Annotated in this window: 15 protein-coding genes and 1 pseudogene; 12 read left to right on the forward strand and 4 right to left on the reverse strand. The window is 59.7% G+C overall.

Annotated features, from left to right (window positions below; genetic code table 11):
* Positions 1-56: 56 nt before the first annotated feature.
* From JNB71_RS14840 to JNB71_RS14895, 12 genes and pseudogenes are all read left to right on the forward strand, one after another.
* Complete coding sequence (locus tag JNB71_RS14840) at positions 57-1,139, forward strand: 4-oxalomesaconate tautomerase (protein WP_220372575.1); 1,083 nt, start codon at positions 57-59, stop codon at positions 1,137-1,139.
* A 47-nt stretch (positions 1,140-1,186) separates the two neighbouring features.
* Positions 1,187-2,188, forward strand: a complete 1,002-nt coding sequence (locus JNB71_RS14845; RefSeq protein WP_220372576.1) for an ABC transporter substrate-binding protein — start codon at positions 1,187-1,189, stop codon at positions 2,186-2,188.
* Positions 2,189-2,203: 15 nt separating this feature from the next.
* Positions 2,204-3,034: an ABC transporter ATP-binding protein gene (locus tag JNB71_RS14850; RefSeq protein ID WP_220372577.1), complete on the forward strand. Its 831-nt coding sequence runs from the start codon at positions 2,204-2,206 to the stop codon at positions 3,032-3,034.
* Entirely contained in the window at positions 3,018-3,794 is a 777-nt protein-coding gene (locus JNB71_RS14855; RefSeq protein WP_220372578.1) for an ABC transporter permease, read from the forward strand. Before JNB71_RS14850 ends, JNB71_RS14855 begins: the two co-directional genes overlap by 17 nt.
* A 641-nt stretch (positions 3,795-4,435) precedes the next feature.
* Complete coding sequence (locus JNB71_RS14860) at positions 4,436-4,642, forward strand: hypothetical protein (RefSeq protein ID WP_220372579.1); 207 nt, start codon at positions 4,436-4,438, stop codon at positions 4,640-4,642.
* Positions 4,643-4,771: 129 nt separating this feature from the next.
* Positions 4,772-5,776, forward strand: coding sequence for a LacI family DNA-binding transcriptional regulator (locus JNB71_RS14865; protein ID WP_220372580.1), 1,005 nt, complete (start codon positions 4,772-4,774; stop codon positions 5,774-5,776).
* Positions 5,777-5,867: 91 nt separating this feature from the next.
* Positions 5,868-6,659, forward strand: a complete 792-nt coding sequence (locus JNB71_RS14870; protein WP_220372581.1) for a 3-methyl-2-oxobutanoate hydroxymethyltransferase — start codon at positions 5,868-5,870, stop codon at positions 6,657-6,659.
* 11 nt (positions 6,660-6,670) lie between these two features.
* The gene (locus JNB71_RS14875) at positions 6,671-7,684 is read left to right on the forward strand and encodes a sterol desaturase family protein (protein ID WP_220372582.1); all 1,014 of its coding nucleotides are present in this window, start codon (positions 6,671-6,673) and stop codon (positions 7,682-7,684) included.
* Positions 7,685-7,694: 10 nt separating this feature from the next.
* Complete coding sequence (locus JNB71_RS14880; RefSeq protein WP_220372583.1) at positions 7,695-8,012, forward strand: MocE family 2Fe-2S type ferredoxin; 318 nt, start codon at positions 7,695-7,697, stop codon at positions 8,010-8,012.
* A gap of 52 nt (positions 8,013-8,064) precedes the next feature.
* On the forward strand, positions 8,065-9,291 hold the full coding sequence (locus JNB71_RS14885; protein WP_220372584.1) for an NAD(P)/FAD-dependent oxidoreductase: 1,227 nt from the start codon (positions 8,065-8,067) through the stop codon (positions 9,289-9,291).
* 65 nt (positions 9,292-9,356) lie between these two features.
* Positions 9,357-10,241 (forward strand): formyltetrahydrofolate deformylase, encoded by an 885-nt coding sequence (gene purU / locus JNB71_RS14890; RefSeq protein WP_220372585.1) that lies wholly within the window; start codon positions 9,357-9,359, stop codon positions 10,239-10,241.
* A gap of 3 nt (positions 10,242-10,244) precedes the next feature.
* Positions 10,245-10,468, forward strand: a pseudogene (locus tag JNB71_RS14895) (tetrahydrofolate dehydrogenase/cyclohydrolase catalytic domain-containing protein); the annotation flags it as partial.
* 60 nt (positions 10,469-10,528) lie between these two features.
* On the opposite strand, the gene virB11 reads toward JNB71_RS14895, so the two are convergent.
* The 4 genes from virB11 to JNB71_RS14915 are packed head-to-tail and all read right to left on the reverse strand — an operon-like array spanning position 10,529 to position 14,233.
* Positions 10,529-11,518: a P-type DNA transfer ATPase VirB11 gene (gene virB11, locus JNB71_RS14900; protein WP_220372586.1), complete on the reverse strand. Its 990-nt coding sequence runs from the start codon at positions 11,516-11,518 to the stop codon at positions 10,529-10,531.
* A gap of 10 nt (positions 11,519-11,528) precedes the next feature.
* The gene (gene virB10 / locus JNB71_RS14905) at positions 11,529-12,701 is read right to left on the reverse strand and encodes a type IV secretion system protein VirB10 (RefSeq protein WP_220372587.1); all 1,173 of its coding nucleotides are present in this window, start codon (positions 12,699-12,701) and stop codon (positions 11,529-11,531) included.
* Between the two features lie 9 nt (positions 12,702-12,710).
* A complete protein-coding gene (virB9, locus tag JNB71_RS14910; RefSeq protein WP_220372588.1) occupies positions 12,711-13,562 on the reverse strand; it encodes a P-type conjugative transfer protein VirB9 in 852 nt (283 codons plus the stop codon).
* Complete coding sequence (locus JNB71_RS14915) at positions 13,562-14,233, reverse strand: virB8 family protein (RefSeq protein WP_220372589.1); 672 nt, start codon at positions 14,231-14,233, stop codon at positions 13,562-13,564. Before JNB71_RS14915 ends, virB9 begins: the two co-directional genes overlap by 1 nt.
* Between the last annotated feature and the right edge of the window lies 1 nt (position 14,234).

Here is a 14,234-nt window from a genome sequence, read left to right on the forward strand (position 1 = left end):
TACTGCAACAAAGAAGCTGATTGATATTTAAATCACATCAGTATGCGGACACAACCATGAACGACCTGATTTCCATTCCCTGTGTTCTGATGCGAGGCGGCACCTCGAAGGGACCGTTCTTTCTCGCTTCCGACCTTCCGTCGGATGAGCGCCAACGCGATCAGATTCTGCTTTCGGTCATGGGATCCGGTCATCCTCTGCAGATCGACGGTATCGGCGGCGGTAACCCCGTCACCAGCAAGGTTGCCATCGTCGGCCCTGCAACCGTGTCTCATGCAGATGTTGACTATCTGTTCGCCCAGATCCGCATCGATCAGCAATTTGTCGATACGTCGCCGAATTGTGGAAATATGCTAGCGGCCGTCGGGCCGTTCGCGATCGAGGCCGGCTTGGTCAAGGCGGCGAGGGGCGTGACCCGCGTGCGCATTCACAACGTCAATACCGGCAAACTCATCGAAGCGGAGGTTCCAACCCCTGAAGGCCGCGTTGCCTATTTGGGAGATGCCTCGATCGACGGCGTGCCCGGCAATGCTGCGCCGATCGCGCTGGCCTTCATGGATGCGGCAGGGGCACGCACGGGCAAGCTTTTTCCCACCGGCAACCCCCGAGATAGGATTGACGGTATCGACGTCACCTGCATCGACTGCGCGATGCCGATGATGTTGCTGGAAGCCCCCGCCCTCGGCATGACTGGCAATGAATCGACTGCCGAGCTCAACGCCAACGAGGCAATGCTGCGCCGTCTCGAAATTCTGAGGCTCGAGGCCGGCCGGCGCATGGGCATGGGCGATGTCAGCAACCAGGTCACGCCCAAGCCGGTGCTGATCTCCAGACCCACCAAAGGTGGTGATCTCGGCGTGCGCTATTTCATGCCGCACCAGTGCCACCCGTCTCTCGCAACGACCGGCGCAGTTGGGATTGCCACGGCCTGCATCAGCGACGGAACCGTAGCCGCGCGGCTGATCGGCGACCGTAAGCCGCCGGTCGTCCTCGTTCTGGAACATCCAAGCGGTCGTTTGGAAGTAAAACTGGATACCCGCGACGGCAAGACGGTTGCCGGAATCCTGCGGACGGCCCGACGTCTCTTCGAGGGTCGGGTCTTTGCAAAACCTATCGTGCAAATGGTTTGCGCGGCATAATCGAAAGTGGTTGCCGGGAGGGCGCCACGCATCAGGGAGGAATACACATGCGTAAACTCATACTCGCCCTTGCGGCAACGGTCGCATTCGCTGGATCGGCTTTTGCGGAACCCGTCCGTATCAGCGTCGGGTCCTACAACCTCAACAATCTGCCCTTCCCGGTCGCAGCTGGCCTGGGTCTCTACGAGAAGGAAGGTCTTGAGGTGACCGTCGAAAACTTCGCCTCTGGCGGCTCCAAGACGCTGCAGGCGCTTGTTGCCGGCTCCACGGATATCGCTGTCGGCTTCTACGACCATACGATCCAGATGCAGTCGCAGAACAAGGCGGTTGTCGGCTTCGTTCAGCTTGCACGCAATTCTGGCCTGGTTCTGGCCGGCGGGAAAAACTCGTCCTTCGATCCAACCAAACCGGAAACGATCAAGGGCGCGAAGATCGGCATCACCGCACCAGGATCATCTTCCGACTTCTTCGTTCGCTACTACCTGCAGCGCAACAATCTTTCGGCCGACGACATCTCATTGATCGGCGTCGGCTCCGGCGCGGCCGCAGTCGCGGCGCTCGAGCAGGGGAAAGTTGATCTATTGGTAAACTACGATCCAGCGGCCACCTTCATCGAGGCCAAGGGTGTCGGCAAGATTTTGATCGACGCCCGCAGCGACGAGGGAGCCAAGGAGATCTATGGCGGGATTTATCCGACCTCCGTCCTCTATGCGACACAGGCCTATATCGATGAGAACCCGGAAACCATCCAGAAGGTCACGAACGCGACGGTCAAGGCACTGGCATGGATGAACACACATAGCGCTGAAGAGATCGTCGAAAAACTGCCGAAAGAATTCATTTCCGGCGACCGGGACACCTATGTGAAGGCCGTCCAGAATGCCAAACCGATCTTCTCGGTGGACGGCAAATTCAGCGAGACAGACACGCAGACGCCGTTGGCCGTTCTCAAGAGCTTCAACGAAAAGGTTGCTGCGGCAACAATCGATCTTTCCAAAACCTACACGAACGCTTTCGTGGACAAGGTTACGGACAAGACCACCAACTGATCCTAGGAGGAGGCCATGTCTTTGGCTGTCGTAAAACCCATGTCTATCCCGACGGGACAGCAAAACGCAAAGTCGATGGTATCGATCGATGCCGTGACAATGTCGTTTGGTGCCTACGTCGCGGTGCAGGACGTCAATCTGACGGTTGACGATGGCGAGTTTCTCGCCATCGTCGGCCCGACCGGTTGCGGCAAGAGCACCATTTTGAACGCGATCGCAGGTCTTCTGAAACCCGCGAACGGAACGGTGTCTATCGACGGCACGCCAGTAAAGGGCGTGCAGAACGACATCGGCTATTTGTTCCAGCAGGACGCGCTGCTCCCGTGGAAGACATCCATTGAGAATGTCGAACTCGGCCTGATGTTCAGGGGTGTTGGACCCACCGAGCGCCGCGAGCGTTCGATGAGCTGGCTTGCCAAGGTCGGGCTCAAGGGCTTCGAACAACGCTATCCGCATCAACTATCCGGCGGCCAGCGCAAACGTGTCCAGATGGCGCAAGCCCTCATTGCCGGTCCTAAGGTCATCCTGATGGACGAGCCCTTCTCCGCGCTCGACATTCATACACGGCACCTCATGCAGAATGAGTTGCTGCGCCTTTGGCAGGAAGAACGTCGCGCCGTCGTCATGATCACACACGACCTTGAAGAGGCAATCGCGCTTGGAGACCGCGTCGCCATTTTGGCCGCCGGCCCTCGTTCGCGGGTCATCGAAAGTTTCCCGGTCGATCTTGAGCGGCCCCGGGATGTGGCTGAGATCAAACTCGATCCACGCTTTATGGATCTCTATCGCAATATCTGGGCTTCCCTGCGCGGCGAAGTGGAGAAAAGCTATGAACGTCGTGACTGAACGCATTATCCAGCTCGGTATGCTGGTTTTTATCCTCGGCGGCTGGCAGCTTGGCGTGACCGCCGGCTTCATCGACGTCTTCTTCTTTCCCGCCCCGCTGGATATCTTCAATCAAATCGTCAGCTGGATTGTCGATCCCGGCTTCTATCGTCATGTGTCAATCACACTGACGGAGACTGTGCTGGGTTATATCATCGGTACCGGATTGGGCGTCGCGGCAGGCGTATGGCTCGGTCTTAGCCGCAGCGCGGCGCGGATTCTGGACCCCTTCATCAAGGGTCTGAACGCCATTCCACGCGTCGTGCTTGCCCCGATTTTCGTGCTTTGGCTCGGACTCGGCCTGTGGTCGAAGGTGGCGCTTGCGGTAACGCTTGTTTTTTTCATCACCTTCTTCAACGCGATGCAGGGCGTGCGCGAAGTCAATCCGGTGGTCCTCGCAAATGCAAGGATCCTCGGGGCCAAACGTTCCGATCTGTTGCGGCACGTCTATTTCCCGGCAGCAGCAAGCTGGATCCTGTCGTCGCTGCGCACGTCTGTCGGCTTCGCAGTGGTCGGCGCCATCATCGGCGAATATCTCGGCTCCTCTGCAGGGCTCGGTTACCTGATCGCGCAGGCGGAAGGCAACTTCGACGCGGTCGGTGTATTTGCCGGTATTATCATCCTGGCCATGTTCGTGCTCATCATCGACCGAATTCTCGATGTACTGGAAGGCCGACTTATCAAGTGGAGACCGAACGCCGCGGAAGAGAGAGCGGCGTAACGATCGAGATCATTTATCCATGCGAGTTGGAAAGGGGGCTGATAACGGCACCCCCTTCCTTGCAGATTTGAGTTCGAACGCGTAACAACACCTGATGTCAATCAATGTGCTGAAATCGCAGGTGTTTCAGAGCGGCCATTGTTTTAGAGCAATTTTCCCATCAGAAAGCATCATTCCCGACAGCCCGGAAGTAATTCCTGCATTCGTCCCAGAGGCAAGGATCGTAGCGGCATGGGCATTGATGTGTTTCGAATGGCGGTCGCCGCCCTGCTTGTCGGATTGAATGGTTCCGGTGTCGCTGAACTGCTGCTGTCCGCGAACAGCACTGGCTGTTCACACCCAACTGCTCAGCCGCTTGTCCGCGGGACATGCCGGCGGCAATCGCATTCACAACTCGCTGAAGCAGATCGAGTGAAAGAGCTTTAGGTATCCATGCTGGCCTCCCTGACCAGCATGGAGGTTGAATCAGGTCGACACTGATTTGAAAACCTTGATCGATTCAATCAGACGGGAAATTGCTCACTAGCTTTGGAATGGGATGGTTCTTCCGCGCTGGCGTAAAGCAAACGCCGTGGACGGTAATCCCTTTCACGTTCAAGAGATGCCAATCGCCAACGACATTTCGTTGAAAGGATGCCTCCATGAACCATGCCTTCACAGGAAAGCCACTCCGTCTCGATGTGCCGTTCGAGGACGCTGCAAGCGTTGCGTCGGAAGCGGTACTCGCTCGAGATCCTGCAGTCGTGGACAGCGATTTCGTTCATGATGGAGATGGTGATCATGCGCCAGAGGCGCGGCTGGAGGTGAGGACGCCGACTACGGTGCTGAGCAAGTTCTTGCGGCCTTGATGGGCGAACCTGGCCTGGCATGTCAGAATAGCAAAGTTAAAGCGCGAGATCATTATCTCACTTTGCTGTATCACTCGTTCACTATTCTGGATCAATCCGTGAGACGGCCGCTGAGGTTGAATACATAAGATGAAGCCAACATTCCAGAATATCGCGCGCCTTGCGGGCGTCGGGACGGCAACGGTCGAGCGGGTGCTGAACGGGCGCGGAGGGGTGCGTCCTGCCCTTGTGGAGAAGGTCACGACCGCCGCACGCGCACTCGACTACCCGAAGCGGCTGCCGGACCTCCATCGCGGTATCGTGCGTATCGATGTCCTTCTCATGCGACCGGAGACGACGTTCTACTCCCGGCTTGCGCAGGCCTTCGGGCGAGGCGCCGCTTTGCTCGATACGACGGTCGCAGTGCATCGTACCTTCCTGGATGAGCAAGATCCATTGACGATTGCGGAGTGGATCGCGAGACCTGAGGGAAAGCGTGCCGGCCTCATCGTCGCTGCACCGGACCAACCGGAGGTCCGCGCCGCGCTTCGTTCTGTCGAGGCTGAAGGCGTTCCGATCATCCAGATCGTCACGCGGGCAGAAAGCATCGAAGCGAGCTATGTGGGGATCGACAACTACGCCGCCGGGCGAAGCGCCGGGCTGTTTATCTCGAGCATGCAGCCACGCAACGGTACGGTCGTCGCACTCTGTCACAGCCAGATATACCAGGTTCACCGCGACCGCATTCGCGGTTTCTCCGACTATTTCGCGGAGCGCCCGCGCGACGGAATGGAATTCGCCGCTGTTCTCTTTGGGCAGGACGAGGCCATACGCAGCGCCGAAATGCTGGCAGAGGCGCTCAAGGCGTGGCCGGATCTGGTGGGCTTCTACAATGCGGGCGGCGCCAATTCCTCGCTCGCATCGGTCCTACGCAAGCAACCGCGCGGCCGGGACATCTTCTTCGTCGGCCATGAACTTACCGAGCGAAGTGCAGCCGCCTTGCGGGACGGAGTCATGTCCGTCGTCCTGGACCAGGCGCCAGAGGCCCAGGCGCGCCGCGCGCTTGATCTGATGCTCGCCCGCCTCGGCCTTGTCAGCGAGCCGGTCGCCAACGATCCGATCCGGTTCGTTACGATCACTCGGGAAAATCTCTGACACCGAGTGCTTGATCTGATTTGATCAACAAACCAGCAGCGGATGCTCGACCTGCAGACTATGATCGCCCCACAAATCGAGGGGGGATCTGATGACAAGACGCACCACGGTCCATGACCTGCAAAGCCAAAAAGGCTCGCGCAAGTGGCTCCAACTGCATGTGGACAATGCTGAGGAAGCCGCGGCAGCGGTGGAGTGCGGGATTACCATCTTGTCCTGCGAACCGGACCATAATCTCGAAACCATTCGCTCGGCCGTGCCGTTTGCCTTCCTGTCGGTGGGCATGCCGCACGGTGCCGTTTCATCGCAGCAAGAAGCAATCCGTCTCGGTTTTCAGATGCTGAAGCGCGGCGCCGACTCCATCTATTGTTCGCATTCTCCCTATTTCATCGAAGCGATGGCGCGGGAAGGCGTACCGGTGACCGGTCATGTCGGGCTCGTGCCGAACCGTGGCACATGGACAAATTTCCGGGCAATCGGCAGGACAGCGGAGGAAGCGCTGCGTGTACTGCGCGCCGTGAGGGATCTCGAGAATGCTGGTGCCGCAGCGATCGAGGTCGAAGTGGTGCCAGTGCGCCTCGCCGACTACATCACCCGCAACACGCCGATGATCACCATGGGAATGGGCTGCGGTTCGGCTTGCGACACGCAATATCTCTTCTCCTCGGACGTGCTTGGCACGCATGCCAACCATTATCCCCGCCATGCCAAACGATACGCCGATTTCGTCGCCCTCCTGGCCGAGCTGCAGACGAAACGCGTTGAAGCCTTCCGCGCATTTGCTGCCGATGTCGCCAGCGGCGCCTACCCCGAAACGAAGCATCAGGTGGACATGGATGACGCCGCCTTCGAACGCTTCTCCACTCTCGCCCAATCGATCTGACGGAGACCCCGATGGATGACCTGACCTTTGGCAAACGCAACAAGCGGGGCGATTGGGCTCCCGACGGACGGATCGAGACCGCCCCCGTCTTCACCCTACCTCCGAAGCCGCTGGCTTTCCTGAAATGGCTGCCACACTATTTCCTGCCGTGGAACGTGCTCTTCGCCGCCTCGGCTGTCGCCTATTGGCATTTCATCGTGCCGGAAGCGGAGGTCCTGAAAACCTTCCACTTTGCGTGGATCCTGCGGCTCTTCCTCGTCAACTGCGTTGCCGTTTTCCTCTTTTACGGTGCCTTCGAACTGCGCCTGTATATCCTTCGCGCCCAGGACAACCGTTTCAAGTACAATGGCAAGTTTCCCGGCGACAACAAGAACCCGGCCTTCCTCTTCAACAGCCAGAATGCTGACGGCATCATCCGGACCTTCGGCATGGCTCTTCCGATCTGGACGGCACTGGAGGTCGGCATCCTCTATGCCTATGCAAATGGGCTCGTGCCGTGGGTGTCCTTTGCCGCGAAGCCCTGGTACCTGTTCGGTATCGCGCTTGTCATGCCGATTTTCCATGAGGCGCATTTCTTCGCGATCCACCGGCTGATTCACTGGGCCCCGCTTTATCGCTGGATCCATTCCGTCCACCACAACTCGGTCAATCCGTCGCCCTGGTCATCGCTGTCGATGCATCCGGTGGAGCAACTGCTCTATTTTTCCGCCGCGCTCATCCACCTTATCATCCCGTCGAACCCCATTCTTGCGATCTATCAGTTGCACTATTCGGGTTTCGGGGCGGTCGTCGGCCATCTTGGTTTCGACAAGATCGAACTGGGCGCGGAGGCGGCGATCGACAGCCACGCCTATACCCATTACCTGCATCACAAGTTTTTCGAGGTGAACTACGGCGACGGCCTTGTGCCTTTCGACAAGTGGCTCGGTACCTGGCACGACGGGACCAAGGAAAGCGATGCGCGGATGCAGGCACGATATGAAAAACGTAAGGCCCGCGCCAATGCGGCGACCGCCGCAAAGTAACGAGGACATCATGACCAACTGGATTCCCGCCTGCCGCCTCGACGATATCGAACAGGAAGGAGCGCGCCGCTTCGACCACTCCGGCCGAACCTATGCGCTCTATCGCTCCTCGGACGACGAGGTCTTCTGCACCGATGGGCTGTGCACCCATGAGGCGGTTCACCTCGCCGATGGACTCGTCATGGACTACGAGATCGAATGCCCCAAGCATTCCGGCATCTTCGACTACCGCACCGGCGAGGCCAAGCGCTTGCCGGCATGCAAGAACCTCAGCGTCTACGCCGCGCGCGTCGAGGATGGGGCGGTGCTGGTCGAACTGCCGGGCTGAAGCATCCGGTCGGACCGCGTTTTACTTTCTCTCTCACATGCGAGGCTTGGTCATGTCCTCTTTTGTCATCGTAGGCGCCGGGGAATGCGGCGCACGCGCAGCCTTTGCGCTGCGTGAACGGGGTTTCGACGGCGCAGTCACACTCGTCGGTACGGAACCGCTCTTGCCCTACGAGCGGCCACCACTCTCCAAGGATGCCATCGTCGCGGGCGCCCGGCCGACTTTCGTTGCCGATGCCGCCCACTTCGAGGCGGAGCGCATCCGGATAGTGATCGGGGAGTCGGTGACTGCAATCGACAGGAACGGAAGAAACGTAGCACTCTCGAACGGCTCCCGGCTTCCGTACGACAAGCTTCTTCTGGCCACTGGTGCCAGTGCACGGGAACTGCCGGCGGCGCCGTGCTCGGACGGCCGCATCCGCGTCCTGCGCAGCTATGGCGATGCCTCGGCCATCCGCCCGCACATGGCCGAAGGCAACCATATTGCGATCATCGGCGGCGGTTTCATCGGCCTGGAGCTTGCCGCTAGCGCCCGAAAACTCGGCGCAAGCGTCACGATTCTCGAAGGCCTGCCGCGCGTTCTTACCCGCGGCGTCCCAGCCGAAATCGCCGAGGTGGTCTGCAACCGCCATCGCGGCGCGGGCGTGGAGCTTCTCTTCGGTATCAAAATAGCCGCGATCAATGAACGGTCGAGTGACGTGCGCATCTCGCTGGAAGACGGCCGGGTGATTGCGGCCAACCTTCTGGTCCTCGGTATCGGCTCGATTCCGAATGTGGCGCTCGCCGATGCGGCCGGTCTTGTCATCGACAACGGCATCGCGGTCGATCAGCATCTGCAAACAAGCGATCCCGATATCTTCGCGGCCGGGGACTGTTGCTCCTTTCCAATCGGTCACTACGGCGGTCGGCGTATCCGGCTAGAGTCCTGGCGCAATGCGCATGAGCAGGGCGCGCTTGCCGGCGCCAACATGATGGGCGCACAAGAAACCAGCGCCGCTGTGCCGTGGTTCTGGTCGGATCAGTACGACCTGACGCTGCAGATCGCGGGGCTTGCCGAGGGGGCTGTAACGACGGTTCGACGCAATCTGTCGACCGAGGCGTTCATCCTCTTTCATCTTGACGCCGATGGCCGCCTGCTTGCCGCGAGCGGCGTCGGACCGGGCAACGCGATCGCTCGCGATATCCGGCTCGCCGAGATGCTGATTGCCGCCGGCCGTCATCCAGATCCGGCAGCGCTCGCCGCACCGGAGGTCAAGCTGAAACAACTGCTCGCCGCCTGATCCCCCCCACCCTGTCAATATCAACTTGAATAGACCGCTCGATGGCGGTTCGACTGAGGACAGTCATGACCACCCATGTACTCACCGTATCCTGCAAATCGACGCGCGGCATCGTTGCGGCGATTTCGAGCTATCTGGCCGAGAAGGGCTGCAACATCATCGACAGCTCGCAGTTCGACGACCTCGATACCGGCAGGTTCTTCATGCGCGTCAGCTTCATTTCCGAAGAGGGGCTTTCCGGTTCGGCGATCAGCGCTGATTTCGCCGCCGTCGCCGTCCCCTTCGAGATGGAATACGAATTCCACGAGAGCGAAAACCGCATGAAGGTGTTGTTGATGGTGTCGCGCTTCGGCCATTGTCTCAACGACCTGCTCTACCGCTGGAAGATCGGCGCGCTGCCGATCGACATCGTCGGCGTCATTTCCAACCACTTCGACTACCAGAAGGTTGTCGTCAACCACGACATCCCATTCCATCACATTCCCGTCACCAAGGCCAACAAGGCCCAGGCGGAGGCCCGCATGATGGACGTGGTCGAGCAGACCGGCACGGAGCTGATCGTGCTGGCCCGCTACATGCAGATCCTGTCCGATGCCATCTGCCAGAAGATGTCCGGCCAGATCATCAACATCCACCACTCCTTCCTGCCGTCATTCAAGGGCGCTAATCCCTACAAGCAGGCCTATGAGCGCGGCGTGAAGCTGATCGGCGCGACGGCGCACTATGTTACCGCGGATCTCGACGAAGGTCCGATCATCGAGCAGGACATCGCCCGCATCACCCATGCGCAGTCGGCCGAAGACTACGTCTCGATCGGTCGCGACGTCGAAAGCCAGGTGCTGGCCCGCGCCGTGCACGCGCACATTCATCATCGCACCTTCATCAACGGCAACCGCACCGTCGTCTTCCCGGCAAGCCCGGGCTCCTTCGCTTCGGAGCGCATGGGCTGATCGATGACGGCCACCATTATCGATGGGAAGCGGGTTGTCGCTTCCGTGATTGACGCGGTGAAGACTGCGGCCGTGGCGTTGGAGAAGGAAGCGGCTTCAAGCCCGGACTTGCGGTCATCATCATCGGCGACGATCCGGCAAGCCACGCCTATGTCGGCTCCAAGAGCCGCATGGCCAAGGAATGCGGCTTCAAGTCCGTCCAGCACATGCTGCCGGCCGACACGAAGCCGCGAGTCCCCTTTTAAGCGCTTCGTTCTGTTGTTGGCGCCGACGGAAATACAAAATTGTCAAACCCGAAAATAGATTTCTGCTGCGCGGAACTGCCCGTTCATTCGCTTGCACTGAACAATGACGTCGATCGAAACCCTCAACAGTTTATCGATGTCTTCACGATCTAAATTACGACCCCCTTCCGATTCCTTCACGAGAAGCGTCAACTGCTGGAAGGCGAGCTCGGCGGAATCTGCATGCACCGTGGTTATTGATCCTGGGTGACCGGAATTGACATTGCGGACATAAGAGAAGGCCGTGCCATCGCGCAGCTCCTGCAGCAGAATGCGGTCCGGCCGCATGCGAAGGCACGATTCCAGTAAGTCTTTAGGACCAGCGCCTGAAAGTCCCTGGCCGCCTTTCGAATAGAACAGGCGCACGTGGTTGGGCTGGGGAATAACCAGTTCAGGGGTGTCCTCGATCGAAATGATCCGCTCTTGCTCCGGGATGTGCTTGATCAGCGCCTTCGAGAGCGTCGTCTTGGCCGATCCGGTCGCGCCCGAGATGATGATGTTTTTCCGCGCAATGACGGCTTCCCGCAGAAAATCCTTGAATCGACCGGCGCGGTAATGCGCCAGCAAATTCTCCTCGCGCGTGGGCGTGCCTTCGTTGGCTGCTCGCGTCTCGGCGAAAAACTTCCTCTCCTCCAGATCGTCGAGCGTGAATGTGACCGACGACGGCTTTCGGATGGTGATGCTGACAGTGTTCCTGGTGGTCGCAGGCGGAATCACGATCTGGATCCGTTCGTCACTCGGCAGCGTCGCCGACAGGATTGGTCGCGTTACATCGATGGATTGATGGGAGAAACTGGCCACGGCCCGGGCAAGGCGCATCAGCTTTTCGAAGGTAAGCTCCGGCACATCATGGGTCCGCCATCCGCCGGCGCCCTCCGTTAATACTTGCCCGGGCCGATTGACGATCACTTCGTAGAGCGACCTGTCATCCAGGAACGGCGCGAACGGAAAGAGCAGTTCACGCACCACAGTCGCGTCAGGCCCCTCGGTCATCGCCCCAACCCTACTTCGTCACCAACGTCGATGGCGGTCTGAAGTCTCCCAGAACCGCCCGGTCGAGAATTCGGTTCCTTGGCTCGGTCAGGCGGAGCCTGTACACACCGGAAAAGTCGAGGTCGCGGGCAACAAAGATCGAGACGAGTTCTCCCTGGTGCTTCAGGAGCGTGGGAGGAATGTTGATCGATTGTTCGACCGCAATCGCGGCGGCCCGCTGGCCGGCGCTCGAGGTGTTCTGGGCGTCGACGTCGCTGTCCTGCAGGCGGCTGTTTGCATAGCTCGTCGCGTCGCCAACGATGGAGAGGAGGAGCGCGCTGCCGAACCGCTCCCACCAATGGATCTCGACATAGCCGTCCATGCCGGCGCGGCCGAGAGCGTCGGTGGCAGGTGACGCGAGGGTGACGATGACCCCTTTCGGCGTTTTTGCCCGGTTCCACAGAACGAACAGCCGCTTTTGCCCGCGCTGAAGCCCGCCGCGATATTCACCGACGACCTGGGTACCCTTTTCCATCAGGACGACCCGGCCATTGTCCGAGAGGACGTCGCGGTTGATGACGCAACTGGTGAAGCCCGGTTGATCGGACGCCAGCGCTGTTTCCAGCACGCAGGGGATCGATGTCCCCATCGCGACGATGAAATCGCGGTTGCCGAGCGTGCCGGCGCGTGAGCCCTCGAGCTGCGTCGGTCTCAGCAATCCGTTGAACCTTTGCTCGTCACTATTGGTCTGGTTATTTTGGCTCATGAAATTGGCATCGAGCGGCAGGTAGCTGGAATTCGGCGACGCAGCCGTTTCATTGTTCTCCCGGCGCGCGGTTGGATTCTTCTGTCCGCTATAGGCCATGACGGGCGCACGACGCGCCGAGTCAAGCAACGGATCTTCCTTCTTGACCTCCTCGGCTACGACCGGCGTCGGCAGCTTCACCTCCGGTATTGCCAGAACCGGTTCCAGCTTCTCCTTGGCGGGTTCGAAGTCTGTGGTCTGGCGAATGACCACCCGCTCGGCTGGGGCGCTTTCCTGCTTTTTCCTTTCACCACTCATCGACCAAAGGGCGAAGGCGACAAAGGCAACAACGGCGATTGCCACTGCGCCGCGCTTCAGGGCGGGATTGTTGTCGATCCGCCTGCCGGTGACTGTCTCGGCGCGTTCGCCCGGTATGCGGTTCTCGTCTTGCTGAACCATGACAATCCCCTACTGCGCTGTGGTTCCGGTTTTCACGACGCGCTCAACGGAGGGCGAGGTCGTGTTGGTGCCGGGATTGATGCCGATAAGGTCGTAAGCCTCGTTGAAGACGCAGAGCACGTCCCCTCCCTTGCGCAAGATGAACTTCCGGCTGATGGCGTGGACCATTACCAGATTGCCGTCGACTGACTTTGGAACGAGACTTTCCGAGCCATCGGAGTTCTCGATGTAGATTGCCGGCATTTCCTGATTTCCGATAAAGGCAAAGGTGGTGATCTTGCCGTTGTCGTAGACGCTTTGCGGCTCGAGCGCCTGCGCGCCTTGTGCGGAGTAACGCCAGTTCCGAGGCCCGGAGGATTCGTGCAGAGCCAACACATTGTCGGCCTCCTTCGCCTGAGTTGCGAGCGCGCGCGCCGCGGCCGCCTGCCGCCGGCGTTCGGCCTCGTCGGCCGGGTATCGGTATTTGACATAGAAATAGGTGTTCTGGCCGACCTCGACCGTCCCGTCTCGGACCGTCAGCTCCATCTGGTAGCTGCGCGTGGACCCGTCCCTACGCGTCGTCACGACGGAGATGTTGGTAACGGGCTGGTGCTCGCGCGGTTTCAGGAAGAGGATGTTGCCGGCGGGCGCCACCTCCCATGCAACGCTATTGCCGAGAGCGACATGAGCAATTTCCTCGTCCGCCGCGAACTCGACCTGCACCGACGAGCGCAACGAACCGACGATGCGGGTGATGTTGTAGGGTTGGTAATCGACAAAGCGAACGCGGCTGTCCTGCGATGCGCCGCGCGGGATTTCCAGGGCGAACGCCGCCGATGCGGCTCCGGTAAGGAGCAGGGTCAGGATGATTGTGTTTCGCATCAGTTGACCGCCTCCGGATCGGCCCGGTATTCGCTGACGGCAAATCCGAGGGGATTTACCAGCCGATCCGTCGACGACATGGGGACGTTGGCATAGGTAAAGGTGAGCGTCGCAACCAAGTGGGTCGTGCGGACGTCATCGCCGCGGGTGATCGTGCGCATGTAACGAACCGAAACGACGTTCCGGTTGATCAGCGAGATCGAGGCGATGTTAACCTTGGCGGTCGCGCCGCGACCGTAGATGTTCTGCGGCGATTCGGGGTTGCTGCCACGATAGAGCGCCGCGAACCGAGTCTGCTCTGCTTGCGTCGACAACAGCGCGATCGACCGGAAATTCTCTTCCGCCTCACTCCAGACATAGCCTTCCCGGGCGCGAACATATTTGGCTGCGAAGTATTTAGTGACGGCTTCGTCATAGGTGCCGGCCGTCGACGTCAGAGCCGAGACGACATCGACGATGCCGGTCGAATTGTCGACCCTGATGACAAAGGGTTCCACGGTCTTGAGCGGCGTAAGCCCCGCAATCGCGAAGATCGAGGCACCGGCGATGATGCTGGCACCGATGGCAATCGACCAGGCGATGCGGTTCGATCGCTCCACCTGGAGCAGGCGATCCTGATCGAAACGCCGTGTCTTCTCGAAATAGCTCTTGAGATCGTCCGTCGAAACCATG

Origin of the sequence: Rhizobium herbae (genome assembly GCF_019511375.1) — a bacterium.
Lineage (GTDB): Bacteria > Pseudomonadota > Alphaproteobacteria > Rhizobiales > Rhizobiaceae > Pararhizobium > Pararhizobium herbae_A.

Coding starts and splice junctions, on each gene's coding strand:
- JNB71_RS14840 (WP_220372575.1), top strand. CDS start 57: ATGAACGACCTGATTTCCATTCCCTGTGTTCTGATGCGAGGCGGCACC.
- JNB71_RS14845 (WP_220372576.1), top strand. CDS start 1,187: ATGCGTAAACTCATACTCGCCCTTGCGGCAACGGTCGCATTCGCTGGA.
- JNB71_RS14850 (WP_220372577.1), top strand. CDS start 2,204: ATGTCTTTGGCTGTCGTAAAACCCATGTCTATCCCGACGGGACAGCAA.
- JNB71_RS14855 (WP_220372578.1), top strand. CDS start 3,018: ATGAACGTCGTGACTGAACGCATTATCCAGCTCGGTATGCTGGTTTTT.
- JNB71_RS14860 (WP_220372579.1), top strand. CDS start 4,436: ATGAACCATGCCTTCACAGGAAAGCCACTCCGTCTCGATGTGCCGTTC.
- JNB71_RS14865 (WP_220372580.1), top strand. CDS start 4,772: ATGAAGCCAACATTCCAGAATATCGCGCGCCTTGCGGGCGTCGGGACG.
- JNB71_RS14870 (WP_220372581.1), top strand. CDS start 5,868: ATGACAAGACGCACCACGGTCCATGACCTGCAAAGCCAAAAAGGCTCG.
- JNB71_RS14875 (WP_220372582.1), top strand. CDS start 6,671: ATGGATGACCTGACCTTTGGCAAACGCAACAAGCGGGGCGATTGGGCT.
- JNB71_RS14880 (WP_220372583.1), top strand. CDS start 7,695: ATGACCAACTGGATTCCCGCCTGCCGCCTCGACGATATCGAACAGGAA.
- JNB71_RS14885 (WP_220372584.1), top strand. CDS start 8,065: ATGTCCTCTTTTGTCATCGTAGGCGCCGGGGAATGCGGCGCACGCGCA.
- purU (WP_220372585.1), top strand. CDS start 9,357: ATGACCACCCATGTACTCACCGTATCCTGCAAATCGACGCGCGGCATC.
- virB11 (WP_220372586.1), bottom strand. CDS start 11,518: ATGACCGAGGGGCCTGACGCGACTGTGGTGCGTGAACTGCTCTTTCCG.
- virB10 (WP_220372587.1), bottom strand. CDS start 12,701: ATGGTTCAGCAAGACGAGAACCGCATACCGGGCGAACGCGCCGAGACA.
- virB9 (WP_220372588.1), bottom strand. CDS start 13,562: ATGCGAAACACAATCATCCTGACCCTGCTCCTTACCGGAGCCGCATCG.
- JNB71_RS14915 (WP_220372589.1), bottom strand. CDS start 14,233: ATGGTTTCGACGGACGATCTCAAGAGCTATTTCGAGAAGACACGGCGT.